Source organism: Staphylococcus marylandisciuri (assembly GCF_025519785.1).
In the GTDB taxonomy this organism is placed as follows: Bacteria; Bacillota; Bacilli; order Staphylococcales; family Staphylococcaceae; genus Staphylococcus; species Staphylococcus marylandisciuri.
In genome coordinates this window covers 68,993-94,572 of record NZ_JAOPKZ010000013.1, presented here as the reverse complement: position 1 = coordinate 94,572, position 25,580 = coordinate 68,993, and the positions used below count along the sequence as shown (strand labels likewise).

Below are 25,580 nucleotides of genomic sequence, written 5' to 3'. Positions count from 1 at the left end.
AAGGAGGTCACACCTGTTCCCATGCCGAACACAGAAGTTAAGCTCCTTAGCGCCGATGGTAGTCGGACTTACGTTCCGCAAGAGTAGGACGTTGCCAGGCAATTGAGCCCGAAAGGGCTCTTTTTTTATAGCAGTTAAGCCCGAAAGGGAGGCTGGGACATAATGTAATGTCTCAGACTTTTTCAGCATCTTGGCAGTAGATGACTGATTTGAAAATGCGCTTTATCGAGGTCAGCGGGGCCCCAACACAGAGAAACTGAGTAAACAGTTTCCGCAAGCAATGCGAGTTGGGGCTGTTGGAACTGTACTTTAGGAAATTGAATCCGTTTGAGAAACCGATTAACGGCGTCCCAAAACCGGGATTGTCGCCAGCATCGTTCGGTTTTACTCAAATCTTAAACCTTTATCTCCCGACCTCTTAACTTCTAATCAACGTTTTAATCAGAGCTTGTGTATGTTCCTTTAACTCGCCAAATGGTATTCCTCCGTAACCAATAATGAATTTTGGCTTAGTTTCCCTGTGATCGTATTGCTTGAAAGGTATGATCTTTAATTGATGAGCGTTGGCCCTTTTTAAACACTCCTCTAACGACAATCCATTGTTTACAGTAAGTGTAAAATGCATTCCTGTTAAAGTGCCGTCTACTATTAATTGGTCTCTATAAGGCTTAATTTCACTGAGAATAAATGTGAGTTTTTCACGATATACTTTTCTCATCTTATTCAGATGACGTTCAAAACTCCCTCCTTGCATAAACTGTGCTACGATATGTTGCAAATGGACAGGTACAGTATTAGCGCCTTTGTTTTTTACTGCATGATAGCGTTTGAGTAAGTCGGCAGGTAGTGTCATGTAAGCTATGCGACAACTCGGAAAGAGAGACTTTGAAAAAGTACTAATATAGATTACTTTGTCCTTAGTATCTAAGCTTTGTAACGCAGAGATAGGCTTACCGAAATAACGAAACTCTGAGTCATAATCGTCTTCAATAATGTAACGCTCTTTCTTGCTCTGCGCCCATTGAATTAATTTTGTTCTCTTTTTTAAATTCATAACATGGCCGGTTGGGAATTGATGGGATGGCGTAACATAAACGATATTATGTGACGAAGTTTGTAAATTATCCATAGTCATACCTGTCGAGGTAACTGTGTTTTGTAGATAATCGATGTTTTTATTATCTAGCACTTTTTTTATTGGAGGGTAGCTTGGCTTTTCAATAATGAATTTAGATTGACTAAGTATCGTAGTTAATATGTTAATCAATTGCTCGGTTGAAGAGCCGATAACAATTTGATTAGGATGGCTGGTAACCCCTCTACTATTAAAGATATAATGAGATATTTGTTGACGCAGAGCCCATTCACCTTGAGGGTCCCCGTGATGAAGTAAGTCTAAATGATGGTCTTCAAAGACGTCACGAGCTTGCTTTCTAAATTGTGAAAGAGGAAAGTAGTCAGTATCAATTTCTGATAAATTAAATTGGTATTTAAAGTGTTTTGAGGTTGCCAGTTCTTCATCTTTAACTTGAAATTCGTCCTCATAAGGGAAGCTTTTACTAGGGATGGCTGGTAAAGATTCAATATCAGATACATAAAATCCAGAACGAGGCTTAGAATAGATATAACCTTCATCTATGAGGTACTGATATGCGTGTTCGATGGTAGTGTTACTCACAGTCAGATGTTGTTGTAGTACACGTTTTGAAGGAAACTTGTCGCCGGACTGATAGTGTCCTTCAATGATTTGTTGTTTAAGTTGTTCGTATAACTTAAAATATAGGGGTTGTGGTGTCATTCAATCTGACCTCCTAAAATTTATTAAAACTGTATCTTTTACACTATCAGTTTATCTTTTAAAATAGTCATAATCAAGGAAAGTTATGAGGAAGAGTACTAATTTAACTAGAGGAGATCGGGCAAAAGCGTTGAGGATTTGAGCGATCTTGGTGCCAATCCTATCTTGGGTGACCGTTGATCGGTTCCCCAGAGCACAGAAACTTTATATCCCGTCCTCTAGTACTCAATCCGAATCTTAGCTTAAAAGGGGTAATGCAAATTATGAGTAAAGTAACAGGTTCTGATCGTGTAAAACGCGGAATGGCAGAAATGCAAAAAGGCGGCGTCATCATGGACGTTGTCAATGCTGAACAAGCTAAAATTGCTGAAGAAGCAGGTGCTGTAGCAGTTATGGCACTTGAGCGCGTACCATCTGATATTCGCGAAGCAGGTGGGGTTGCACGAATGGCAAATCCGAAAATTATTAGAGAAGTTATGGATGCTGTCTCTATTCCAGTGATGGCTAAATCACGTATTGGTCACATTACTGAAGCTCGAGTGTTAGAATCTATGGGCGTTGACTATATCGATGAATCTGAGGTATTAACACCAGCGGACGAAGAATTTCATTTATTAAAAGATCAATTTACAGTGCCATTTGTATGTGGTTGTCGTAATCTAGGTGAAGCAGCACGTCGTATTGGCGAAGGTGCAGCTATGTTGCGTACTAAAGGTGAACCAGGTACAGGAAATATCGTTGAAGCTGTCCGTCATATGCGTCAAGTGAATTCAGAAGTGAGTCGTTTAACTGTTATGAATGATGATGAGATTATGACTGAAGCTAAAAATCTAGGTGCACCTTATGAAGTATTGAAGTCAATTAAAGATAATGGACGTTTACCAGTTGTTAACTTTGCTGCAGGTGGTGTAGCTACACCTCAAGACGCAGCTCTAATGATGGAACTAGGTGCAGACGGTGTCTTCGTTGGTTCAGGTATATTTAAATCTGAAGATCCAGAAACTTTCGCGAAAGCTATTGTACAAGCTACGACGCATTACCAAGATTATGAGCTTATCGGCAATCTCGCTCAAGAACTTGGTACAGCGATGAAAGGATTAGATATTAACCAACTATCATTAGAAGAACGTATGCAAGAGCGTGGTTGGTAAGATGAGAATCGGAGTTCTAGCATTACAAGGTGCTGTGCGCGAACACATTCGTCACATTGAGTTGAGTGGCCATGAGGGCCTGCCAATTAAGAAGGTTGAACAACTTAATGAGATAGACGGATTAATCCTACCAGGGGGCGAATCGACGACTTTACGTCGCCTCATGTCTTTATACGGATTTGATAAAGCTTTAGCTGACTCAGACCTTCCTATATTTGGAACATGCGCTGGTCTTATCGTACTTGCGAAAGATATCGTAGGGGAAGCAGGTTATTTAAGCAAGCTTGATATTTCCGTAGAGCGTAATTCATTTGGGCGCCAAGTGGATAGTTTCGAGTCGGAGCTAGTTATTAAAGGCGTAGCGGATGACATCGAAGGCGTATTTATTCGTGCACCTCACATTGCGGAGGTATACGGAAATGCTCAAATTCTTTCTGAGGTTGAGGGTAAAATCGTAGCTGTTAAACAAGATCAATATCTCGGAGTTTCTTTCCATCCTGAACTTACAGATGATTATCGTGTAACATCATATTTCATCGATGAGATTGTAGCTAAACACAAGAAAGCAAGCGCTTAAATCGAAACATACTAAGATTAGCTATGAAGAAATCTATGACGATAGATTTTTTCATAGCTATTTTTTATAGTTAAAGAGAGAAGTAGATCATGTGGTCTCTTGGATTTTAAATCCGTATTCAAAACCGATCAGCTTTACTCTCGCCTTTTGAAATTCGATTGGAGTATGGTGGGTTCTTGAAACCGTGTATAGGAAAGTGAAATGAAAAAGGTTAAGTAAAGTTCTTGCTTCTCAAAAACGATATAGGAGGTTTGACTTATCAATTATTTAGGCATTGATATAAGTAAGAAAAACAGTGTCATCGCTCATTATAACCATGACAAGCTCCAAAAGGAATTTACTATTCAAAATAATAAAAATGGTTATAATTATTTACTCAAGTATTTAAATAAAATGGACAATCCAACACTCATTTTTGAATCTACAGGGATTTATTCAAGAGGTATGGTTCGATTTTGCCGAGTCAATCAAATAAATTATATTGAATTAAATCCATTGGAGGCAAAATTCAAAACAAGTTCTTTAAGGTCATGGAAAACAGATCAATCTGATGCCCATAAATTAGCCCAATTAGCACCTAAACTTCAATCCATTAAGCACCAACAAAGTTATTCTGGTATTTTCTTTGAATTACGTGAACGTGCACGATTTCATTTAGAAATGGAAAATGAACAAAATCGCTTGAAAGTAGAAATTGAGGAATCATTACATCAAACTTTCCCTCAATTAGAAACATTATTTAAAAACCGTTACTCTCTCATAGCACTTAATATCGCTCAACAATTCCCTCATCCTGACCTCGTCTATCAACAAGATTTAGAAACGCTTATTACGAGCATTCTTAACTCTACAGACAAAGGTTTATCTATTAAGAAAGCAGAAAACTATGCGAAAGAATTAGTTAAACTTGCACATGAAAGTTATCCTCATGTAGCTAAACATTCTTTTATAGTTCAAAAAACGAAATTACGCATTCAACAATTAAAAACTTCTATACAACAAATGAGCCAATTAGATAAAGAAATGATCCAATTGGCTAAACAACTTGATGCTTTTCAAGCGATTTATTCTATTCCAGGCATTGGAGAGCTAACAGCAGCGATGATACTTGGAGAACTAGGAGATGTGACTCAATTCAAATCGAATAAATAGTTAAATGCTTATGTAGGTGAGGCTGGAATATAAAGGTCTTTAACTAGAGAGAAAGAGGCTGGGAGATAATGTAATGTCTCAACCTCTTTCAGTATCTTGGCAGTAGATGACTGATTTGAAAATGCGCTTGTATCAAGTTTTTTTCAATTCTAGTCATCCTTGCCGGGGCGGGACTACGAAATCTTTTTGTTCAAATTAGATTTCTGTCCCGCTCCCTCTGTGTTGGGGCCCACCCCAACTCGCTGTGCTTGAGGAAACTGGTTTACCAGTTTCTCTGTGTTGGGGCCCCTGCTCAAATCCTAAACGCTGTTGTCCCGACCTCGGCTTTCAAAGAGTATAGGGGGTTCTTTAATTGCCTCGAGGCCGTTCTATAACTCATTATTTACATGTCCTATGCCTCTCTAGCAAAATTTGTAACACGTCTAATAGTATAGGTTGCTACATAGTGTATCTTAGAATTTTAAGTATGAATTAAATAAAGAAACCTGCAATGGTTGCTGAAATAAATGAAACGAGCGTTGCACCGAACAGCAATCTCAGACCGAATCGCGCAACCATATCACCTTTCTCGTTGTTTAAAGATTTTATAGCTCCAGAGATAATACCTATAGAACTAAAGTTAGCGAAAGATACTAAGAAGACTGAAACAATACCTCGCGCATGTTCGCTGATACCTTTCACTTTACCTAAGTGTTCCATCGCCACGAACTCATTAGATAACAACTTCGTAGCCATCACTGATCCTGCATGTACTGCATCGTGCCAAGGAATTCCTGTTAAGAAAGCAAATGGCGCAAACACAAATCCAATTAATGTTTGGAAATCCCATTGTACCTTACCGTGAGATGCGAAACTGAAAATGTTGCTAACAATGCCATTGAGTAAAGCGATAATCGCAATGTAACCAATGAGCATGGCACCAACTATAACTGCGACCTTGAATCCGTCTAAGATATATTCCCCTAGTACTTCGAAGAACGATTGTTTCTTTACTTCACTCTCTTCAATGATTAATTTATCATCTTCTTTATTTACTCGATAAGGATTGATGATCGAAGCAATAACGAATCCACCGAACAAGTTAAGCACCACTGCTGTGACCACATATTTCGGTTCAATAAGTGAGAAATAAGCGCCGATAATTGAAGCAGAAACGGTAGACATAGCTGAAGCAGTTAACGTATATAGACGCTGTTTGTTCACGTACGCAAGCTCGCGCTTTAAGGAAATAAAGACCTCTGATTGACCAAGGATCGCTGCTGCAACAGCATTATACGATTCAAGGCGTCCCATGCCGCTAATAAAGGAGATGGCTAAGCCTAAATATTTTATAATAAAAGGTAAAATGCGTGTGTATTGTAAAATACCAATCAATGCTGAAATGAAAACGATAGGAAGTAAGACGTTAAAGAAAAATGGCGGATGGTCTGGATTAACATATTTAAAACCACCAAATACGAAATTGACCCCTTCTGCTGCTTGTTTGAGTAGATAATTAAATCCGAAAGAAATAGATCCGATCAATTTAATACCTACTGTCGTTTTGAGTAAGATAAAAGCAAATATAAATTGAAGTACAATTAATAAGCCTACATAGCGCCAGCGGATATTTTTGCGATCAGAACTGAAGGCAAACGCTAATGCTAAGAAGACTATAATCCCAATTATGCCGATAAATATATGCATGTGATAACTCATCCCTTTTAAAAATTTTCACTATCTATCATACAATAAAATACTTTAAATCGACATGACTTATCTGTAAAAATTCCAATCATATTGGTTGAAAAAGGTCAAAGTTGGTCATATAATATAGTCAAAGAAGGTCAAAAGAGGTGATAACATGCACAATATGTCAGACATCATAGAAGCATACATTAAGCGATTATTTGAAGACACCGATGAAGACGTCGTAGAAATACAACGTGCAACAATCGCACAACGTTTTGATTGTGTACCTTCGCAGTTAAATTATGTGATAAAGACTCGTTTCACGAATGAACATGGATATGAAATTGAAAGTAAACGCGGTGGTGGAGGTTATATCCGAATCACCAAAGTTGAACATAAAGATACGACAGGTTATATTAATCACTTACTCACACTTATAGGCCCTTCAATATCACAACAACAAGCTTACTATATTATTGATGGGTTATTAGAGAAAGGTTATATTACTGATCGAGAATCTAAGATGATTCATACGATAGTAGATAGAGAGACACTTCAAATGGATGTGATGGCAAGAGATATCGTTCGAGCTAACATTCTTAAGAGACTCCTACCGGTTATAAACTATTATTAAATGAGGTGTTCACTAGTGCTATGTGAAAATTGCCATTTGAATGAAGCTGAGGTTAAAGTAGCAGTCAAAGGTCACGATGGAATCCAAGAGAAGTGGGTGTGTGTGACGTGCGCTCAAGGCGGAAATCCATGGACTGACTCTCAACAAGTGCACCAAGATGATATCGAAGGCGCTTTTGTAGTTAAACAAATTCTACAGCACCTCGCAGCTAAACATGGAATTAACTTTGATGAGATTGCGGTCAAAGAGGAAAAACGCTGCCCTCACTGCGAGATGACGTTAAAAGATATTGCAAATGTTGGTAAGTTTGGTTGTGCTGAATGTTATGCAACCTTCAAAGACGATATAGTGGACATCGTACGGCGCGTGCAAGGTGGCCAATTCGAGCATATAGGTAAAGTTCCCCAGTCTTCTTATCAGAAATTAGCACTTAAAAAACAGATAGAAGAAAAATCCGCTCATTTAAATCAACTTATTGAAGAACAGGAGTTTGAAGAAGCAGCAGTGGTTCGTGATGAAATCAAGGCTTTGAAAGCTCAGGGAGAGGAGGAGAAAGATGAGTGAAGAGGAACGAAAAGCACATATGAGCGATCAGACCCATGATGACACCTCAAGCCCAGTTATCATGTCCTCTCGTATTAGATTAGCAAGAAATCTTGAAGGCTATGTGCATCCACTTATGTTTCCCTCTGAGCATGAAGGTCACCGAATCATTAATGAAGTCCAGGATGCGTTGCCTGACTTAGAACTCAAACGGCTAGATGCCATGGATCAACAAAGTAAACATCAGCTAGTAGCCAAGCATCTCATTAGTCCTGAGTTATTAAAGCAACCGGCCTCGGGGGTTATGTTAAATGATGATGAGTCCTTGAGTATCATGCTTAATGAAGAAGATCACATTCGTATTCAAGCTATAAGCCACGATTTAGAGTTAAACCAGCTATTTGATAAAGCATCTGTGGTGGATGATCAACTTGATGAGCAACTGGACATTAGCTATGATGAACAACTTGGTTACCTAACCACCTGTCCAACGAATATAGGGACAGGGATGAGAGCAAGCGTAATGCTTCATTTACCTGGATTATCTATAATGAAACGCATGAATCGGATCGCTCAAACTATTAATCGTTTTGGATTCACTATTCGTGGTATCTATGGGGAAGGTTCACAAGTATTCGGTCACATTTATCAAGTTTCGAATCAGCTCACTTTAGGAAAGACAGAACAAGACATCATAGACAGTTTAACTGAAGTTGTGCAACAAATTATTAATGAGGAATTGCAAATACGAGAACGTTTGAATCATCATAATCGCGCCGAAGCAGAAGACCGTATTTATCGTTCATTAGGTATCTTGAAATACAGTAGGTTAATTTCGATGGAGGAAGCCTCTTATCGATTGAGCGAGGTTAAGTTAGGTATCGATTTAGGTTACATCGAGATGCCTGACTTTGACTTCAATGAAATAATGACAGAAATACAATCGCCTTTCTTAGTTGACGAAGAAGATGAAAGGTCAATTAATGAGAAGCGTGCAGATAGATTAAGAAAGTATATAAACTAGGAGGTCAAGCTATGTTATTTGGTAGACTGACAGAACGAGCGCAACGCGTGCTAGCTCACGCTCAAGAAGAAGCTATTCGTTTAAATCACTCAAATATTGGTACTGAACATTTACTATTGGGTTTAATGAGAGAACCTGAAGGGATAGCTGCTAAAGTGCTTGAATCATTTGGTATTACTGAAGATAAAGTGATTGAAGAAGTTGAAAAGCTCATCGGACATGGACAAGAACAAATGGGAGCCTTGCACTACACACCGCGCGCGAAAAAAGTAATCGAATTATCTATGGATGAAGCGCGCAAACTGCACCACAATTTCGTTGGTACTGAACACATTTTACTTGGTCTTATACGTGAAAACGAAGGTGTAGCTGCTCGTGTATTTGCTAATTTAGATCTCAACATTACCAAAGCGCGTGCGCAAGTAGTTAAAGCGCTTGGTAGTCCAGATATGGGTAATAAGAATGCGCAAGCGAACAAATCGAACAACACTCCGACACTTGACGGGCTTGCGCGCGATCTAACAGTTATAGCTAAAGATGGTACACTAGATCCAGTCATCGGTAGAAACCAAGAAATTACGCGAGTGATTGAAGTGTTGAGCCGTCGTACTAAGAATAACCCGGTACTCATCGGCGAGCCCGGTGTAGGAAAGACCGCGATTGCTGAAGGTTTAGCACAAGCTATTGTGAACAATGAAGTGCCAGAGACATTAAAGGATAAACGTGTGATGTCGCTAGATATGGGTACGGTAGTCGCTGGAACGAAATACCGTGGTGAATTTGAAGAACGCTTGAAAAAAGTAATGGAAGAAATTCATCAAGCAGGTAATGTTATTCTCTTTATCGATGAATTGCATACGCTTGTTGGTGCTGGTGGCGCAGAAGGTGCAATTGATGCCTCCAATATCCTCAAACCAGCATTAGCACGTGGTGAACTGCAATGTATAGGTGCAACAACTTTAGATGAGTATCGTAAAAATATTGAGAAAGACGCAGCATTAGAGCGTCGTTTCCAACCTATCCAAGTAGATGAGCCAACTGTAGAGGATACGGTGGAAATCTTAAAAGGATTACGTGATCGTTACGAAGCGCATCACCGCATTAACATCTCGAATGAAGCCCTAGATGCAGCAGTTAAGCTCAGCAATCGCTACGTCTCAGATCGTTTCCTTCCGGATAAAGCGATAGACTTGATTGATGAAGCGAGCTCCAAAGTGCGTCTTAAAAGTCACACTACACCACCTAATTTAAAAGAGATTGAACAAAAAATAGAACAAGTTAAAAATGAGAAAGACGCCGCGGTACATGCACAGGAATTTGAGAATGCAGCTAACTTACGCGATAAGCAAACTAAGCTAGAGAAACAATATGAAGAAGCTAATAATAATTGGAAGAATGCGCAAAACGGCGACAATACTGCTTTATCAGAAGAAGACATCGCTGAAGTTATAGCTGGATGGACCGGCATCCCACTAACTAAAATTAATGAGACAGAATCAGAGCGCTTGCTCAATCTGGAAGATACGTTGCATCAACGTGTTATTGGTCAGAAAGAAGCGGTTGATTCTATCAGTAAAGCTGTGAGACGTGCGCGCGCAGGACTTAAAGATCCTAAACGTCCAATTGGTAGCTTTATCTTCCTAGGACCGACTGGTGTAGGTAAGACAGAACTAGCACGTGCTCTTGCCGAAGCGATGTTTGGCGAAGATGATGCTTTAGTCCGTGTAGATATGAGTGAGTTTATGGAGAAACACGCAGTGAGTCGTTTAGTTGGAGCTCCTCCAGGTTATGTTGGTCACGATGATGGAGGTCAATTAACTGAAAAAGTTAGACGCAAACCGTACTCCGTCATTTTATTCGATGAAGTTGAAAAAGCGCACCCAGATGTCTTTAACATCTTGCTTCAAGTATTAGATGATGGACATCTCACTGATACGAAAGGCCGTACAGTAGACTTTAGAAATACAGTTATTATTATGACGTCTAACGTAGGTGCGCAAGAACTACAAGATCAGCGCTTCGCTGGTTTCAGTGGTGCGTCTGATAACGATGACTACGAAACAATTCGTAAGACGATGATGAAAGAACTAAAAAATGCTTTCCGTCCAGAATTCCTTAACCGTGTGGATGATACTATTGTCTTCCATAAGCTATCTCAAGAAGAGTTGAAAGAAATCGTAACGATGATGGTCAATAAATTAACAGACCGCCTTGCTGAGCAAGACATTGATATCAGAGTTACTGACGCTGCAAAAGATAAAATAGCAGAGGAAGGTTATGACCCTGAGTATGGTGCTAGACCGCTTATCAGAGCGATCCAAAAAACCGTGGAAGATAACCTGAGCGAGTTAATTCTTGCAGGTAACCAAATTGAAGGTAAAGATGTTATTATTGATCACGATGGTAACGACTTCCAATACGAGATCGAAGAAAGAGATGAAACAAATTCAGGGAATAGTGGTAAAGAAACTACAGAATCATAATAGAATGTAGAGTCGTTTAACAACTCGCTTTAACCATTACAAGTGGGAGCAGGACTACGAAATCTTTTTATTCAAATTAGATTTCTGTCCCGCTCCCATTTTTTGATGGTAAATTACTTGTATTGACAAGGGATAGTAAATGAGTAAAGTGTGAGACCGACCCTTTATAATAGTTCTACTCAATAAGAAGTATTGGATAAATAGAAAATAGCAGTAAGATCATTGTCAATTAGTGACAACTTACTGCTGCTTGTTCTGGAATTTCGGTCCCACTTTTACAACAAGCTAAATATAACCAGTTATTAATACGTGAGAGCATTCAGTATTTGTCTAAAGTAGTGAATGGGTTTAGAATAGATTTATTAATAAGCGATGGAGGTACAAATGTGGCAAAGAAAAAAGTGATATTTGAGTGCATGGCTTGTGGTTACCAGTCTGCCAAGTGGATGGGAAAATGTCCGAGTTGTGGTGCTTGGAACCAGATGGAAGAAATTGTCGAACGGAAAGCTTCGAGCCCTAAACATGGCGTAGGGAAACGAGAATCACATTCAAAAATTCAAAAATTAAATGAGGTACACCACGAGACTACTCCACGAATTATCAGTAAATCAGAAGAATTTAATCGTGTTCTTGGTGGAGGTATAGTTAATGGCTCTCTTATCTTAATCGGGGGAGACCCAGGTATTGGGAAGTCCACACTTTTGTTACAAGTTTGTGCCGCACTATCTCAAGATTACAAAGTCCTTTATATTACAGGAGAGGAATCTTTAAATCAAACTAAGCTTCGAGCAGATCGCTTAGATGAAGACTCAAGTGAATTAAATGTCTTTGCAGAAACAGATTTAGAAATAATTCATGATACAGTTAAGCGTTTAAATCCTGATTTACTAGTAGTAGATTCAATTCAAACTGTGTTTCACCCTGATATTAGTTCAGCTCCGGGATCTGTTTCACAAGTAAGAGAAAGTACGCAAAGTTTAATGAACATAGCTAAACAAAATAATATTGCTACTTTCATAGTTGGACATGTAACTAAAGAGGGTCAGATTGCTGGACCGAGATTACTTGAGCACATGGTGGATACGGTGCTTTACTTTGAAGGCGATGAGCATCACGCATACCGTGTACTAAGAGCAGTTAAGAACCGTTTCGGGTCAACAAATGAAATGGGCATTTTTGAAATGAAACAGAGTGGTTTAAAGAGTGTCAAGAACCCCTCTGAAATGTTCTTAGAAGAACGCTCCACTAACGTGCCAGGATCTACCATCGTTTCTACGATGGAAGGGACGCGCCCTTTATTGATAGAGGTACAAGCGTTAGTGACACCGACGACTTTTAATAATCCACGAAGAATGGCTACTGGGATCGATCACAATCGCTTAAGCTTATTAATGGCTGTACTTGAAAAGAAAGAGAATTATTTACTACAACAACAAGATGCATATATTAAAGTGGCAGGCGGCGTGCGTCTAACTGAGCCAGCTGTAGATCTAGGCATTATTATTGCAACTGCATCAAGCTTCAAAGATCAAGCTGTTGATGGTCTAGACTGTTTCGTGGGGGAAGTTGGTCTAACAGGAGAGGTGCGTCGCGTTTCAAGAATTGAACAACGTGTACAAGAAGCAGCTAAATTGGGTTTCAAACGCATTATTATTCCAGAATCAAATATCGGCGGATGGACTTTTCCAGAAGAAATTCAAGTTATTGGTGTGAAGCATGTGCATGACGCCTTATCATATGCTTTAAGCAAGAAGAAATAGATGATAAGGATGGTTTATAAATGTTTGAACGCTTATTTATATTTATCTATCAAGATGGATTAAGCTATCACAGCCTTCATAAATTGAAAAAGTTTCTTGAGAATGAGAAGGGAGTATAACAGTTTGAATGTTATCAAGTATGTAGTCGTCATGTGTTATATCATCCTAGGAGCAAGTTTCGGAGTTTATTTGCTTCCTACTATTATTGCTGACTTGGGAATTGGACATGTAGATATATTACTTAATAAATATATTGATGGCTTACTAGGTATAGTGATATTTTTCCTCGTACTAGGTTGGTTTATACCTCGAGTAACACAATTACTAAAAGCGATTGAACACACGATTATGCGTCACAATGCAATTGAAATACTGTTTGCTACAATTGGTTTAATTATCGGTTTACTCATTTCGGTCATGGTGTCATTTATCTTTGAAATTATTGGCAACAGTGTGTTGAATCATTTCGTTCCTGTGATATTGACTATTTTGTTAAGTTATTTAGGGTTCCAATTCGGCTTGCGTAAAAGGGATGAGATGCTAGTATTTTTTCCTGAAAATATGGCGCGTTCAGTTTCCATGAATGCGCGTAACGCCGTACCCAAAATCTTGGATACGAGTGCCATTATTGACGGGCGCATATTAGATATCATTAAATGTGGGTTTATAGATGGGGAACTACTCATACCACAAGGCGTGGTCAATGAATTGCAGGTGCTTGCCGACGCCAACGATAGTGTGAAAAGAGAAAAAGGACAACGCGGACTTAATGTGTTAAATGAAATTTACGATGTGAATTATCCTTCTACTATCGTACATCCTACTAAATCTCATAGTGAGATAGATACGATGCTCATTGAATTAGCTCAACATTATCATGCGCACATTATTACTACGGATTTCAATTTAAATAAAGTATGTCATGTTCAAGGTATTGAAGCGTTGAACGTGAACGATTTATCTGAAGCGATTAAACCTAATATACACCAAGGGGACCGCTTTAATCTCTTGCTTACTAAGATGGGTAAAGAAGTTGGTCAAGCAGTCGGTTATCTTGACGACGGGACGATGGTTGTGGTGGATAAAGCTAAAAAGCATGTTGGGGAGAAAGTTGATCTCGAAGTTATCAGTTTACTTCAAACCTCGTCAGGTCGCATTATATTCGCTAAGATAATTAACTAAGGCAAGCTGACAATTGTTTCACATGAAACCGTTTAGCATAGAGTACAACAGCTAAACGATAGTATGTTTGTTGTAGTGAGTGATGCGTGGTTATTTCGCCTCATTAAGATTAAGAGCTTCCTATATGCTAGGGGGTTATCATAAGCGACTGATAAGTGCTACAATAGTACTCGAGAAAAAGAGAGTGAGATAAATTAACGTAAGCCATTTAAGGATAGGTACAACTTTGAGTAAAGTAATCCTCTTTTTAGCGAAGCATATTTGAAACGCTCATAAGTAAATGTACTGTGAGGTAAATGGAGCACTGTTGCTGTATTTTATAATTTAGAGATGGATTGAATCACTTTTTCTCTTCTCAAGCATTGAGATTACAACAATGTAAAAAGCTCATGCTGGCAAAATTCAACCTTATACAATAGTAAGAAAATTTAAATGAACAATATTTTACAGGAGTGAACGGAATGAGTAATCGCGTAAGAGTAAGATACGCACCGAGTCCAACTGGCTATTTGCATATAGGCAATGCAAGAACAGCATTATTTAACTATTTATATGCTCGTCATTACGACGGAGATTTCATCATTCGTATTGAAGATACGGATAGTAAACGCAATTTAGAAGATGGTGAATCATCTCAGTTTGATAACTTAAAGTGGTTAGGCATCGATTGGGATGAATCAGTAGATCAAGATAAAGGCTATGGCCCTTACCGTCAATCAGAACGGGGAGACATCTACAATCCACTCATCCAACAGCTATTAGATGAAGATAAAGCATACAAATGCTACATGACAGAAGAAGAGCTTGAAGAAGAAAGACAAGCGCAAATTGCTCGTGGTGAGATGCCTCGTTACGGAGGACAGCATGCGCATTTAACTGAGGAAGAAAGACAACAATTTGAAGCTGAAGGACGCCAACCATCTATTCGTTTCAGAGTACCTAAAGATCGTACATTTAAATTCACTGATATGGTTAAAGGTGATATCGAATTTGACTCTAACAATATCGGTGATTGGGTAATCGTTAAGAAAGATGGAGTACCAACGTATAACTTCGCTGTAGCGATTGATGATCATTACATGGAGATTTCTGATGTGATTCGTGGGGACGATCATATCTCGAACACACCTAAGCAGCTAATGATTTATGACACATTTGGCTGGGAAGCACCTCGCTTTGGCCACATGTCTCTCATCGTCAATGAAGAGCGTAAGAAGCTAAGTAAACGTGATGGTCAAATTCTTCAATTTATAGAACAATATCGTGATCTTGGTTACCTTCCAGAAGCGCTATTTAACTTCATTACTTTACTAGGATGGTCACCAGAGGGCGAAGAAGAAATCTTTTCTAAAGAGGAATTTATTAAGATCTTTGATGAGAAGCGTCTATCTAAATCACCTGCCTTCTTTGATAAGCAAAAACTTGCGTGGGTAAACAATCAATATATGAAAACGAAAGATACTGAAACTGTGTTTGAACTCGCTCTACCACACTTAATTAAAGCCGACTTACTTTCTAAAGAGCCATCTCAAGAAGAGTTAGAGTGGGGTCGTAAACTAGTAGCACTTTATCAAAAGGAAATGAGTTATGCTGGTGAAATCGTACCGCTCTCTGAAATGTTCTTCAGAGATGAACAAGAATTAGGTGAAGAAGAGAGAGAAGTGGTAAACGGTGAACAAGTTCCTGAGCTAATGAGCCATTTATACGGGAAACTAGAAGAGCTAGAACCATTTGAAGCAACTGAAATTAAGAAGACAATCAAATCTGTACAGAAAGAAACAGGTATTAAAGGTAAACAATTATTTATGCCTATCCGTGTAGCTGTCACGGGACAAATGCATGGACCAGAGTTACCGAACACGATTGAAGTATTAGGTAAGGATAAGGTTTTAAATCGCCTGAAATCCTATCTTTAATCTGCACCTAGCGTCCACGTATCTTAATTACCACATAACTGCTTTTTATCTTGAAATTAGTGGTTAAATTATCTATGATGATACTAAAGCTATCGCGATAGAGCGACTCTATTTAAATCAAATTATCAACTGTTTGGAATGCGAAGGACAAGTACGCTAGGTATTGAGTGTACAGAGAGTGTGCGGTCGCTGTGAGCACATCGCTTATCCTTGCTGAATGCACCTTCGTTTAAAGAATTAAATAAGTTTAACGAGTTAAATTATACGAGTATAACATCGAATAGATCATTCTCTGTTCTTTGATGAAATGGTTCATTAGTAAGAGCGGTTAAGGTCGCCCAAAGTGAAAGGTCTTATGATTGCCATGAGACAGGGGGCACGATGGAGCATCGTATACTGAAGAGTGGAACCGTGCGCTGCACCTCTAACAATTTGAGTTAGAGGTGCTTTTTTAAAAGGGGAGGTATGAATATGTTTAAAGTAATTAAGAGAATGAAAGACGATATAAAAATGGTGTTTGAGCAAGATCCAGCTGCGCGTACAACGTTTGAAGTGGTCTTGTCGTATCCTGGTTTGCATGCGGTGTGGAGTCATCTCGTCGCACATTGGTTTTACAAAAAAGAAAAATATGTAATAGCACGATTGATATCACAAATTTCACGTTTCTTTACAGGCATAGAGATACATCCTGGAGCGCAAATCGGTAAACGCTTGTTTATTGACCATGGGATGGGTGTGATTATTGGAGAGACTTGTCGCATAGGAAACAATGTAACGATATATCAAGGCGTGACTCTTGGCGGTACTGGTAAAGAGAAAGGAAAGCGTCACCCTGATATTGGAGATAATGTTCTCATTGCTGCGGGAGCGAAGGTATTAGGTAATATTAAAGTAGATTCTAACGTCAACATAGGTGCAAACTCAGTTGTACTCAGACCAGTTCCAAGCTATTCTACTGTAGTGGGCATACCAGGTCACATCGTTAAACAAGATGGTCGACGTATCGGTAAGACATTCGATCACCGCAACTTACCTGATCCAATTTACGAACAAATTAAGCAATTAGAGAAACAACTCGAGAAAACTAAAAATGGAGAGATTCAAGATGATTACATTATATAATACGCTTACACGTCAGAAAGAAACTTTCGAACCGCTTGAACCAGGAAAGGTTAAAATGTATGTCTGCGGTCCGACGGTTTATAACTATATCCATATCGGTAACGCGCGACCTGCGATTAATTATGATGTAGTGCGTCGTTATTTAGAATATCGAGGTTATGAAGTTGAGTATGTATCTAACTTCACTGATGTAGACGATAAGTTAATCAAACGGTCTCATGAGCTAAATGAATCTGTCCCTGCAATCGCAGAACGTTTTATTGAGGCATTCTATGAAGATATAGAAGCATTGAACGTGAGAAAAGCAACTTCTAATCCACGGGTAATGGATCACATGGATGATATTATTCGATTTATCCAGAAGTTAGTTGAAGAAGGTTATGCATATGAGAGTGATGGCGATGTTTACTTTCGAACACGTCAATTTAAAGATTATGGTAAATTAAGTCATCAATCCATAGATGATCTTAAAGTTGGAGCGCGAATTGAGTCAGGTGAGGCCAAAGAGGACGCTTTAGATTTCACATTATGGAAAAAAGCCAAACCGGGAGAAATCAGTTGGGAAAGCCCGTTTGGTGAAGGGCGACCAGGCTGGCATATTGAATGTTCTGTGATGGCTTTTCATGAGCTTGGCGCAACGATAGATATTCACGCTGGTGGCACAGATTTACAGTTCCCACACCACGAGAATGAGATCGCTCAGTCTGAAGCTCACAATCACGCTCCGTTTGCGAAATATTGGATGCATAATGGGTTTATTAACATCAATAATGAAAAAATGAGTAAATCTTTAGGCAATTTTGTTCTAGTACATGACATTATTAAAGAAATTGATCCTGATGTATTGCGTTTCTTTATGATTAGTGTGCATTACCGTAGCCCTATCAACTACGATTTAGATTTAGTAGATGCCGCTCGAAAAGGATTAGAGCGAATTCGGAATAGTTACCAAGCACTTGAAGAGCGTGCAAACATCACTAGTAATATTAAAGAACAACCTAGCTATTTAGATGAGATTGAGCAAATACTACAGCGTTTCGAGGCAGTGATGGATGATGACTTCAATACAGCTAATGCTATTACAGCTTGGTATGATTTAGCGAAGTTAGCCAATAAATATTTACTAGAGCAGACGACTTCTACGAAAGTCATTGAGCGTTTCATTGAAGCGAATAAGATACTTAGTGATGTGCTTGGCGTACCGTTAAAAGGGAAAGAATCTGCGCCATTGCTCGACCAAGATATTGAAGCGCTCATAGAAGAACGTGAACAGGCGCGTAAAGAGAAGAACTTTGCTCGTGCAGATGAAATACGAGATGAGTTAAAAGCGCAAAATATTATCTTAGAAGACACGCCTCAAGGTGTGCGTTTTAAAAGAGGGTAAATGATGAAGACGAAACTGTTAAATCCTTTAACGCTCGCATATATGGGTGATGCAGTGCTTGATCAACACGTACGTACTTATATTGTCATGAAGTTACAGAGCAAACCGAACCGACTTCACCAGAGTGCGAAGCGTTACGTTTCAGCTAAAAGTCAAGCTCAAACGTTAGAACAATTGATAGATGATTCCTTTTTTACTGAGGATGAACTGGACATCGTTCGCCGTGGCCGTAATGCGAAGAGTTATACGAAAGCAAAGAATACAGATATTCAAACGTATCGTAAAAGTTCAGGCCTTGAAGCGGTGATCGGCTTTCTATACCTAGAGAATGATGAGAGACGTCTAACCGAGTTACTAGATAAGATTGTAAATCTTGTAAATGAGAGGAAGTGATAATGTGGAAGAAATGATAATTGTTGGTCGACACGCTGTTAAAGAGGCTATCACTTCAGGTCATACAATTAATAAAATATTAGTGCAAGATAGCGCGAATAAGCAACAACTCAATGAATTATTAAAAAAAGCAAAATCTAAAAAACTAGTAATACAGAGGGTTCCTAAATCTAAATTAGATCACCTGTCAGATGCTCCACATCAAGGCGTAGCTGCATTTGTGGCACCTTATGAATACACTTCATTAGATTCATTGTTAGAAACGCAAAGTAATAAAGATGCTTTATCTACGATTCTCATATTAGATGGTTTAGAAGATCCACACAACTTAGGTTCTATACTCAGAACTGCTGATGCAAGCGGTGTCGATGGAGTTATCATACCCAAGAGACGTTCAGTTGCTCTGACGCAAACGGTAGCTAAAGCTTCAACAGGTGCTATTCAACACGTACCAGTAGTGCGGGTCACTAATTTAGCTCAAACGATTGAACTATTGAAAGAAAGAGGCTATTGGGTTGTGGGCACTGAAGCTGATCACGCAACGGATTATCGCGAGATGGACGCGAGTATGCCACTTGCTATCGTCATCGGGAGTGAAGGTCAAGGTATGAGTCGCTTAGTGAAAGATAAGTGCGACTTCTATATTAAGATCCCTATGGTCGGTCACGTTAATAGTTTAAACGCTTCAGTGGCTGCAAGTTTAATGATGTATGAAGTTTATCGTAAGAGGCATCGTATAGGAGAGCAGACATGAAAGACCGCTATCTCATTATTGACGGTTACAATATGATCGGTTACTCGCGTGAATTAAGTCAGTTAGCTAAAGAGAACCTTGAAGAAGCAAGAGAACAGTTGCTTATAGCCATCGCTAATTATAATGCAGTAGTAGCTGATGAGATGATATGTGTCTTTGATGCATATGAACAAGCAGGTGTAGAGAATGAACATATTTATCACGGTGTAAGAACTATCTTCACTAAAGAAAAGGAAACGGCTGATAGCTTTATTGAGCGTTATGTCTATGATTTATATGATAAGCACACTCGCCAAATCACAGTGGTTACTAGTGACATGAGTGAACAGCACGCCATATTTGGAGCGGGAGCTTACCGTATCTCTTCAAGAGAAATGTGGCGAAACTTGCGAGAGAACGAGGTAGAAGTTTCTAAATCCTTGCAAGGCTTCACTGAACATAAGCCGCGCACTCGCATTCAGTTGTCAAATGAAATATTGGAAGAATTTGAAAAAATTAGACGCGGCAACCATGAAAATGACTGATTTAGAGGTCTTGATTTTCAGTGGTTAAACTCTATATTATAACCTTACTCTAATGAAAGGAAAGAGGTTATGATCATCCGAACACCATTAGAAGATTCTACCACGAACACCCCTTGCAATTTGATAGCGCCTAAAGATGTAGAGATTTTTGAACGGTGGTTTAACCAAATTGATGTTATTGTTCGCTCTCAACTATCCACGTATTCTATATCTCGTGCTGACAAGGAAGATTTATATCAGGAAGTAATGTTGAAGCTCTTCTTAGTGCTACCTTCCTTTGACTTCAGCAAGAGTCAACCCATCACTCATTATGTAAGTAAAGTAGTGAAATCGGTAAGAAATGATTATTTTCGCAGACAACGACGTCAGCAACAACGGCAGCATAGTCTCGTGCTAGAGTGTGAAGCACAGTATCAAGACTTCAAACAATTTAATCCTGTAATGGATGTTATGATATTAAGAAATAATAAAGAAGAATTGGTCTTGTTAATTGGAAAGTTAAGTCCTCTTGAACGAACGATCATTACTTTTATAATGCACGATTACAGCTCAAGTGAAATCGCTAGTATATTAGGTAAGGATGTTAAAACGGTTTACAATGCAGTGCAACGTAGTAAGCTTAAATTAAAGCGTGCTTTAAAATCAAAGGCTTTAAAGTAGCAATAGTAAAGGTAGCTGTACAACTATAACAATCATTTTTACAATCAAGGTGGCGTTTGACAATTTCATAATATGTTATGTATAGTATACTGGTATTATAGTGAACAAGGTGAGTAGTATGGCTAAAGTACCCTTGAGTTGTGAAAGTTGCGGCACACGCAACTATAACGTAGCGAAAGCGAATGATGAGCGTAGTCGTTTAGCTTTGAAAAAATATTGCCCTAAATGTAATGCACATACGCTGCATAAAGAAACAAAATAATCGAGTTAGAGGCTATGCTTAAGAAAGGCGAGAGAATGAGTTAACGTCTGAATGAGTCTCAGACTGGTTGGATATAAGTGATGAGATAAAATAGTGGATATGGGAGGTCTCGTGATGGCTAAAAAAGAAAATTTCTTCCAAGGCGTTAAGTCTGAAATGGAAAAAACGAGTTGGCCAACGAAAGAAGAGTTATTTAAATACACAGTTATTGTAGTTTCTACAGTAATATTTTTCTTGCTATTCTTCTTTGCATTAGACTTAGGAATTAAACAAGTAATCGAGTTAATTAAATAGTTAGGAGTGACGACATGTCTGAAGAAGTTGGCGCAAAGCGTTGGTATGCTGTACATACTTACTCTGGTTATGAGAATAAAGTTAAGAAAAATTTAGAAAAACGTGTTGAATCTATGAATATGACAGAGCAAATTTTTAGAGTTGTCATCCCTGAAGAAGAGGAAACACAAATCAAAGATGGAAAAGCAAAGAAACAAACTAAGAAGACTTTTCCGGGATACGTTCTAGTTGAACTCATCATGACTGATCGTTCTTGGTATGTTGTCAGAAACACGCCAGGAGTTACTGGTTTTGTTGGCTCTGCCGGCGCAGGGTCTAAACCCAATCCTTTATTGCCAGAAGAAGCGCGTTTCATCTTAAAACAAATGGGCATGAATGAAAAGACAATTGACGTAGAAGTAGAAGTTGGCGAACAAGTACGCATCACTTCTGGTCCATTCGCTAACCAACTTGGTGAAGTCGAAGAGGTAGAAGCTGACAAATTCAAACTTACAGTGCTCGTAGATATGTTTGGTCGAGAAACACCGGTTGAAGTAGAGTTTGATCAAATTGAAAAATTATAAAATTTTAGTTATAACATCAACATCAAATCAGCCTATTGATTTTTAATTCGTGTTGATGTTATAATACTGTGGTCGCGCTCTAAGAGCGTTACATTTCGTCACGAAATGTTTCGAGTGGGAGGGCAAAACTGAGTCCTATGACCACATCACGATATCAAGGAGGTGCACATCGTGGCTAAAAAAGTAGATAAAGTAGTTAAATTACAAATTCCTGCAGGTAAAGCAAACCCAGCACCACCAGTTGGTCCAGCATTAGGTCAAGCAGGTGTGAACATCATGGGATTCTGTAAGGAATTCAACGCACGTACGCAAGAGGACGCAGGTTTAATTATTCCGGTAGAAATTACAGTGTATGAAGATCGTTCATTCACTTTCGTAACTAAGACACCACCTGCGCCAGTACTACTTAAAAAAGCAGCTGGTATTGAAAAAGGTTCAGGTGAACCTAACAAGAACAAAGTTGCTACTGTAACCAAAGATCAAGTACGCGAAATTGCTAATACTAAAATGCAAGACTTAAATGCTGCTGATGAAGAAGCGGCTATGCGTATTGTTGAAGGTACTGCCCGCAGTATGGGTATTACTGTTGAATAATTAGAAATGAAATGACTGATATATGACAGAAGCAGATAGCAGTGCTTAAGTGTTGTAATGAGTAAGATGATAGGTATCTTCTCACTGAGAAACGGTTAATGTTTAAGTTGACGCGAGTATCATGTACTGTTGTCTGCTCCTAACTTGCTAACGAGCAAGTGAATGTGGGAGGAAATTCCGCTAAAACCACTAAAGGAGGAAAAGAAATGGCTAAAAAAAGTAAAAAGTATCAAGAAGTAGCTGAAAAAGTAGATCGCCAAAAACACTATAGTGTTGAAGAAGCGATTGAATTAGCTAAAGAAACGAATATTGCTAACTTTGACGCATCTGTTGAAGTGGCTTTCCGTTTAGGTATTGATACACGTAAGAACGACCAGCAAATCCGTGGCGCTGTTGTGCTTCCAAACGGAACTGGTAAATCGCAACGTGTATTAGTATTTGCGAAGGGCGATAAAGCAACAGAAGCTGAAGAAGCAGGAGCAGACTACGTAGGTGAGTCTGATTACGTGAACAAAATCCAACAAGGTTGGTTCGACTTTGACGTCGTTGTTGCTACACCTGATATGATGGGCGAGGTTGGTAAACTTGGTCGCGTATTAGGACCTAAAGGCTTAATGCCTAACCCTAAAACAGGTACAGTTACGATGGACGTTAAAAAAGCTGTAGATGAAATTAAAGCAGGTAAAGTTGAATACCGTGCTGAAAAAGCAGGTATTGTTCATGCTTCTATCGGTAAAGCGTCATTCGATACTGATAAATTAGTTGAAAACTTTAAAGCTTTACAAGATGTATTAGCAAAAGCTAAACCATCTTCTTCAAAAGGTACTTACTTTAAATCAGTAAATGTTACTACAACAATGGGTCCTGGTATTAAAGTAGATACTTCTAGCTTCAAACTTTAATATTTATAATTGATAACGCGAGGTCGGGACAAAATCCTGCTTTTGGGACGCCGTTAATCGGTCCCCCAGAGCTCGGAAACTTTATGTCTCTACCTCGTTTTTAAATATAATTAAAAGTTATATTGACAACCGAGTAACAAACCGTTATATTGGTTAGTGTGATTATTTTACCTAAGACAGTAGGAGTTAGTCATAACTTAAAATTGATCCTACCGAGGCTAAAATTGACTTGAACGTGATGAAAGAAGTTTCAAGCACTTTTTGCCGTGGGTAGAAAGTGCTTTTTTTATTGAGTTTATACTTTAACTCGAAATAAGAAAAGCACCAAAAACTTAACAAATGGAGGTGTCTGAATGTCTGCAATCATTGAAGCTAAAAAACAACATGTTGATAGCATCGCTGAACAACTTGAAAACTCAGTTTCAACTGTTCTCATCAACTACCGTGGTTTAACAGTTGCTGAAGTAACTGAATTACGTAAACAATTACGTGAAGCTGGTGTTCAGTACAAAGTGTACAAAAACACTATGTTACGTCGTGCAGCTGAAAAAGCGGGTATCGATGGTTTAGACGAATTCTTAGTAGGTCCAACTGCTGTTGCTACTTCAACTGAAGATGTTGTTGCGCCAGCTAAAGTTATCGCAGGATTCGCTAAAGAACACGATGCAATTGAAATTAAGACAGGTATCATGGATGGAAGCTTAATCTCAGCAGAAGAAGTTAAAACTGTTGGTTCTTTACCTTCTCACGACGGTCTTGTATCTATGCTTTTATCTGTATTACAAGCACCAGTCCGCAACTTCGCTTATGCAGTTAAAGCTGTGGGTGAATCTCGCGAAGAAGAAGGAGAAAGCGCTGAGTAATAACGCGTTGAATTAACGTAATTATAAAGTTGTAGATTTCATATGCAACCTATACTAAAAACTAATAAATGGAGGAAAAAATAATGGCTAATCAAGAACAAATCATTGAGTCAATTAAAGAAATGTCAGTATTAGAATTAAACGATTTAGTTAAAGCAATTGAAGAAGAATTTGGTGTAACTGCAGCAGCTCCAGTAGCAGCTGGCGGTGCAGCTGGTGGCGGCGATGCTGCTGAAGAAAAAACTGAATTTGATGTTGAGTTAACTTCAGCTGGATCTTCTAAGATCAAAGTTGTTAAAGCAGTTAAAGAAGCAACTGGCTTAGGATTAAAAGACGCTAAAGAATTAGTTGACGGTGCGCCTAAAGTAATCAAAGAAGCATTACCTAAAGAAGAAGCTGAAAAACTTAAAGAACAATTAGAAGAAGTTGGAGCTTCAGTAGAATTAAAATAATTCTACTCTCAGTACTGAATTGTTGTGACGTTGTGTAACAGCAGATACGTTTATGCGATGTCAGAACAATGTCCAAATCATATCAAAGCATGCAGGCTGACGATGCTTGCCTAAGTGATTACCTCACTTAGTTATAAAATAGATAACTTCACAGTCTGAATCTTTGAGAAATGAAAACCCCGTTATTAAATTAACGGGGTTTTATATTATCGGAAGATAAAAAAGATATATGTATATAAGAGGTGCAACCATGAGCCATTATTACGATAGAAACCCTGAAGTACAAAGCGATAGAAAAACGTTTGTGTACAGCTATAAAGATCACAAATTAAATTTAACTACGGATGCCGGCGTCTTTTCTAAAGGAAAGATTGATTTCGGGTCGGATTTATTAATTCGTACCTTTTTAAAAAATCATACACCTGGTCCTACAAAGAAGATCGTTGACGTAGGATGTGGATACGGTCCGATAGGACTAATGTTAGCGCAAGTCGCTCCCTATGATCACATCACGTTGTTAGACGTTAATCAGCGCGCACTAGAATTAGCTAAAAGTAATGCGGTGAGCAATCAACTTGATAACGTTGACGTGAAATATAGTGATGGCTTGGGTGTAATTGAAGAAAACAGTTGTGATGTCATTTTAACGAACCCACCTATCCGTGCGGGTAAACATGTAGTACATAGCATCTTAGAAGACGCTCACACTAAATTAAAGCAAGAAGGTGAGCTGCTCGTTGTAATTCAGAAGAAACAAGGTATGCCTTCTGCTAAAAAGAAGATGCAAGCTGTATTTGGTAATGTCGAAGTGCTTGACAAAAGCAAGGGTTATTATATATTAAAGAGCTCAAAAGGTTGATTTAAAAGCCTCGTTCTGATATAGTTATAGAATGTTAAAATTTATGTTCAATAAGTGTGTACT

The 25,580-nt window shown here is 38.7% G+C and carries 26 protein-coding genes, 1 rRNA gene, 1 pseudogene and 1 other annotated feature; of the genes and pseudogenes, 25 read left to right on the top strand and 3 right to left on the bottom strand.

Features of this window, described 5'->3' with window-relative positions; all coding sequences use genetic code 11:
• Window positions 1-100, top strand: a 5S ribosomal RNA gene (gene rrf, locus N9R04_RS08660); the annotation flags it as partial.
• A 318-nt stretch (window positions 101-418) separates the two neighbouring features.
• Here the strand turns inward: rrf and pdxR are convergent.
• Window positions 419-1,798, bottom strand: a complete 1,380-nt coding sequence (gene pdxR / locus N9R04_RS08655; protein WP_262856380.1) for a MocR-like pyridoxine biosynthesis transcription factor PdxR — start codon at window positions 1,796-1,798, stop codon at window positions 419-421.
• Between the two features lie 263 nt (window positions 1,799-2,061).
• Here pdxR and pdxS point away from each other — a divergent pair, with 263 nt between their 5' ends.
• The 3 genes and pseudogenes from pdxS to N9R04_RS08640 all read left to right on the top strand — a co-directional run.
• Window positions 2,062-2,949: a pyridoxal 5'-phosphate synthase lyase subunit PdxS gene (gene pdxS, locus N9R04_RS08650; RefSeq protein ID WP_262856379.1), complete on the top strand. Its 888-nt coding sequence runs from the start codon at window positions 2,062-2,064 to the stop codon at window positions 2,947-2,949.
• 1 nt (window position 2,950) lies between these two features.
• A complete protein-coding gene (gene pdxT, locus N9R04_RS08645; protein ID WP_262856373.1) occupies window positions 2,951-3,526 on the top strand; it encodes a pyridoxal 5'-phosphate synthase glutaminase subunit PdxT in 576 nt (191 codons plus the stop codon).
• Window positions 3,527-3,784: 258 nt separating this feature from the next.
• Window positions 3,785-4,675: pseudogene (locus N9R04_RS08640) on the top strand (IS110 family transposase); the annotation flags it as partial.
• Window positions 4,676-4,851: 176 nt separating this feature from the next.
• Here N9R04_RS08640 and N9R04_RS08635 read toward each other — a convergent pair.
• Together N9R04_RS08635 and N9R04_RS08630 are read right to left on the bottom strand one after the other, a co-directional pair.
• Entirely contained in the window at window positions 4,852-4,974 is a 123-nt protein-coding gene (locus N9R04_RS08635) for a hypothetical protein (protein WP_262856369.1), read from the bottom strand.
• Between the two features lie 175 nt (window positions 4,975-5,149).
• On the bottom strand, window positions 5,150-6,364 hold the full coding sequence (locus N9R04_RS08630) for a NupC/NupG family nucleoside CNT transporter (RefSeq protein WP_262856365.1): 1,215 nt from the start codon (window positions 6,362-6,364) through the stop codon (window positions 5,150-5,152).
• Between the two features lie 157 nt (window positions 6,365-6,521).
• Between N9R04_RS08630 and N9R04_RS08625 the strand changes: the two genes are divergently transcribed.
• The 21 genes from N9R04_RS08625 (at window position 6,522) to N9R04_RS08525 (ending at window position 25,517) form a co-directional block, all read left to right on the top strand.
• Window positions 6,522-6,983, top strand: coding sequence for a CtsR family transcriptional regulator (locus tag N9R04_RS08625; RefSeq protein WP_262856363.1), 462 nt, complete (start codon window positions 6,522-6,524; stop codon window positions 6,981-6,983).
• A 15-nt stretch (window positions 6,984-6,998) separates the two neighbouring features.
• The gene (locus N9R04_RS08620; protein WP_262856361.1) at window positions 6,999-7,547 is read left to right on the top strand and encodes a UvrB/UvrC motif-containing protein; all 549 of its coding nucleotides are present in this window, start codon (window positions 6,999-7,001) and stop codon (window positions 7,545-7,547) included.
• A complete protein-coding gene (locus tag N9R04_RS08615) occupies window positions 7,540-8,550 on the top strand; it encodes a protein arginine kinase (protein ID WP_262856359.1) in 1,011 nt (336 codons plus the stop codon). The genes N9R04_RS08620 and N9R04_RS08615 overlap by 8 nt, the downstream gene beginning before the upstream one ends.
• 11 nt (window positions 8,551-8,561) lie before the next feature.
• Window positions 8,562-11,033 (top strand): ATP-dependent Clp protease ATP-binding subunit, encoded by a 2,472-nt coding sequence (locus N9R04_RS08610; protein ID WP_262856357.1) that lies wholly within the window; start codon window positions 8,562-8,564, stop codon window positions 11,031-11,033.
• A gap of 386 nt (window positions 11,034-11,419) precedes the next feature.
• Window positions 11,420-12,793: a DNA repair protein RadA gene (gene radA, locus N9R04_RS08605; RefSeq protein WP_262856386.1), complete on the top strand. Its 1,374-nt coding sequence runs from the start codon at window positions 11,420-11,422 to the stop codon at window positions 12,791-12,793.
• 123 nt (window positions 12,794-12,916) lie between these two features.
• Window positions 12,917-13,975 carry a PIN/TRAM domain-containing protein gene (locus N9R04_RS08600; RefSeq protein ID WP_262856355.1) on the top strand — a complete coding sequence of 353 codons (1,059 nt, stop codon included), beginning with the start codon at window positions 12,917-12,919 and terminating at the stop codon, window positions 13,973-13,975.
• A gap of 461 nt (window positions 13,976-14,436) precedes the next feature.
• Window positions 14,437-15,891 carry a glutamate--tRNA ligase gene (gltX, locus tag N9R04_RS08595; RefSeq protein ID WP_262856353.1) on the top strand — a complete coding sequence of 485 codons (1,455 nt, stop codon included), beginning with the start codon at window positions 14,437-14,439 and terminating at the stop codon, window positions 15,889-15,891.
• A gap of 471 nt (window positions 15,892-16,362) precedes the next feature.
• Window positions 16,363-17,013 (top strand): serine O-acetyltransferase, encoded by a 651-nt coding sequence (cysE, locus tag N9R04_RS08590; protein ID WP_262856352.1) that lies wholly within the window; start codon window positions 16,363-16,365, stop codon window positions 17,011-17,013.
• Complete coding sequence (cysS, locus tag N9R04_RS08585; protein WP_262856350.1) at window positions 16,997-18,397, top strand: cysteine--tRNA ligase; 1,401 nt, start codon at window positions 16,997-16,999, stop codon at window positions 18,395-18,397. The genes cysE and cysS overlap by 17 nt, the downstream gene beginning before the upstream one ends.
• A gap of 3 nt (window positions 18,398-18,400) precedes the next feature.
• A complete protein-coding gene (locus N9R04_RS08580) occupies window positions 18,401-18,790 on the top strand; it encodes a Mini-ribonuclease 3 (protein WP_262856349.1) in 390 nt (129 codons plus the stop codon).
• A gap of 4 nt (window positions 18,791-18,794) precedes the next feature.
• Window positions 18,795-19,544, top strand: a complete 750-nt coding sequence (gene rlmB, locus N9R04_RS08575; RefSeq protein ID WP_262856348.1) for a 23S rRNA (guanosine(2251)-2'-O)-methyltransferase RlmB — start codon at window positions 18,795-18,797, stop codon at window positions 19,542-19,544.
• On the top strand, window positions 19,541-20,068 hold the full coding sequence (locus N9R04_RS08570) for an NYN domain-containing protein (protein ID WP_262856347.1): 528 nt from the start codon (window positions 19,541-19,543) through the stop codon (window positions 20,066-20,068). The genes rlmB and N9R04_RS08570 overlap by 4 nt, the downstream gene beginning before the upstream one ends.
• Before the next feature lie 69 nt (window positions 20,069-20,137).
• Complete coding sequence (locus N9R04_RS08565; protein ID WP_262856345.1) at window positions 20,138-20,728, top strand: sigma-70 family RNA polymerase sigma factor; 591 nt, start codon at window positions 20,138-20,140, stop codon at window positions 20,726-20,728.
• A gap of 118 nt (window positions 20,729-20,846) precedes the next feature.
• Window positions 20,847-20,990 carry a 50S ribosomal protein L33 gene (rpmG, locus tag N9R04_RS08560; RefSeq protein WP_262856344.1) on the top strand — a complete coding sequence of 48 codons (144 nt, stop codon included), beginning with the start codon at window positions 20,847-20,849 and terminating at the stop codon, window positions 20,988-20,990.
• Between the two features lie 114 nt (window positions 20,991-21,104).
• A complete protein-coding gene (gene secE, locus N9R04_RS08555) occupies window positions 21,105-21,284 on the top strand; it encodes a preprotein translocase subunit SecE (protein ID WP_262856343.1) in 180 nt (59 codons plus the stop codon).
• Window positions 21,285-21,298: 14 nt separating this feature from the next.
• On the top strand, window positions 21,299-21,847 hold the full coding sequence (nusG, locus tag N9R04_RS08550; protein ID WP_262856342.1) for a transcription termination/antitermination protein NusG: 549 nt from the start codon (window positions 21,299-21,301) through the stop codon (window positions 21,845-21,847).
• A 171-nt stretch (window positions 21,848-22,018) separates the two neighbouring features.
• Window positions 22,019-22,441, top strand: coding sequence for a 50S ribosomal protein L11 (rplK, locus tag N9R04_RS08545; RefSeq protein WP_262856341.1), 423 nt, complete (start codon window positions 22,019-22,021; stop codon window positions 22,439-22,441).
• Window positions 22,442-22,647: 206 nt separating this feature from the next.
• Complete coding sequence (rplA, locus tag N9R04_RS08540; RefSeq protein WP_262856340.1) at window positions 22,648-23,343, top strand: 50S ribosomal protein L1; 696 nt, start codon at window positions 22,648-22,650, stop codon at window positions 23,341-23,343.
• 152 nt (window positions 23,344-23,495) lie between these two features.
• Window positions 23,496-23,639 (top strand) — a sequence feature (ribosomal protein L10 leader region).
• A gap of 57 nt (window positions 23,640-23,696) precedes the next feature.
• On the top strand, window positions 23,697-24,206 hold the full coding sequence (gene rplJ / locus N9R04_RS08535) for a 50S ribosomal protein L10 (RefSeq protein ID WP_262856339.1): 510 nt from the start codon (window positions 23,697-23,699) through the stop codon (window positions 24,204-24,206).
• Window positions 24,207-24,289: 83 nt separating this feature from the next.
• A complete protein-coding gene (gene rplL / locus N9R04_RS08530; RefSeq protein ID WP_262856337.1) occupies window positions 24,290-24,658 on the top strand; it encodes a 50S ribosomal protein L7/L12 in 369 nt (122 codons plus the stop codon).
• Window positions 24,659-24,908: 250 nt separating this feature from the next.
• Window positions 24,909-25,517, top strand: coding sequence for a class I SAM-dependent methyltransferase (locus N9R04_RS08525; RefSeq protein ID WP_262856336.1), 609 nt, complete (start codon window positions 24,909-24,911; stop codon window positions 25,515-25,517).
• Window positions 25,518-25,580 lie beyond the last annotated feature (63 nt).

Bases quoted from the DNA above. Each gene is read 5' to 3' on its own strand.
- cysS (WP_262856350.1), top strand. From the start codon at position 16,997: ATGATTACATTATATAATACGCTTACACGTCAGAAAGAAACTTTCGAA.
- secE (WP_262856343.1), top strand. From the start codon at position 21,105: ATGGCTAAAAAAGAAAATTTCTTCCAAGGCGTTAAGTCTGAAATGGAA.
- N9R04_RS08615 (WP_262856359.1), top strand. From the start codon at position 7,540: ATGAGTGAAGAGGAACGAAAAGCACATATGAGCGATCAGACCCATGAT.
- N9R04_RS08525 (WP_262856336.1), top strand. From the start codon at position 24,909: ATGAGCCATTATTACGATAGAAACCCTGAAGTACAAAGCGATAGAAAA.
- rpmG (WP_262856344.1), top strand. From the start codon at position 20,847: ATGGCTAAAGTACCCTTGAGTTGTGAAAGTTGCGGCACACGCAACTAT.
- N9R04_RS08570 (WP_262856347.1), top strand. From the start codon at position 19,541: ATGAAAGACCGCTATCTCATTATTGACGGTTACAATATGATCGGTTAC.
- N9R04_RS08565 (WP_262856345.1), top strand. From the start codon at position 20,138: ATGATCATCCGAACACCATTAGAAGATTCTACCACGAACACCCCTTGC.
- pdxT (WP_262856373.1), top strand. From the start codon at position 2,951: ATGAGAATCGGAGTTCTAGCATTACAAGGTGCTGTGCGCGAACACATT.
- nusG (WP_262856342.1), top strand. From the start codon at position 21,299: ATGTCTGAAGAAGTTGGCGCAAAGCGTTGGTATGCTGTACATACTTAC.
- gltX (WP_262856353.1), top strand. From the start codon at position 14,437: ATGAGTAATCGCGTAAGAGTAAGATACGCACCGAGTCCAACTGGCTAT.
- N9R04_RS08625 (WP_262856363.1), top strand. From the start codon at position 6,522: ATGCACAATATGTCAGACATCATAGAAGCATACATTAAGCGATTATTT.
- pdxS (WP_262856379.1), top strand. From the start codon at position 2,062: ATGAGTAAAGTAACAGGTTCTGATCGTGTAAAACGCGGAATGGCAGAA.
- pdxR (WP_262856380.1), bottom strand. From the start codon at position 1,798: ATGACACCACAACCCCTATATTTTAAGTTATACGAACAACTTAAACAA.
- rplA (WP_262856340.1), top strand. From the start codon at position 22,648: ATGGCTAAAAAAAGTAAAAAGTATCAAGAAGTAGCTGAAAAAGTAGAT.
- cysE (WP_262856352.1), top strand. From the start codon at position 16,363: ATGTTTAAAGTAATTAAGAGAATGAAAGACGATATAAAAATGGTGTTT.
- N9R04_RS08630 (WP_262856365.1), bottom strand. From the start codon at position 6,364: ATGCATATATTTATCGGCATAATTGGGATTATAGTCTTCTTAGCATTA.
- rplJ (WP_262856339.1), top strand. From the start codon at position 23,697: ATGTCTGCAATCATTGAAGCTAAAAAACAACATGTTGATAGCATCGCT.
- N9R04_RS08610 (WP_262856357.1), top strand. From the start codon at position 8,562: ATGTTATTTGGTAGACTGACAGAACGAGCGCAACGCGTGCTAGCTCAC.
- rplL (WP_262856337.1), top strand. From the start codon at position 24,290: ATGGCTAATCAAGAACAAATCATTGAGTCAATTAAAGAAATGTCAGTA.
- N9R04_RS08580 (WP_262856349.1), top strand. From the start codon at position 18,401: ATGAAGACGAAACTGTTAAATCCTTTAACGCTCGCATATATGGGTGAT.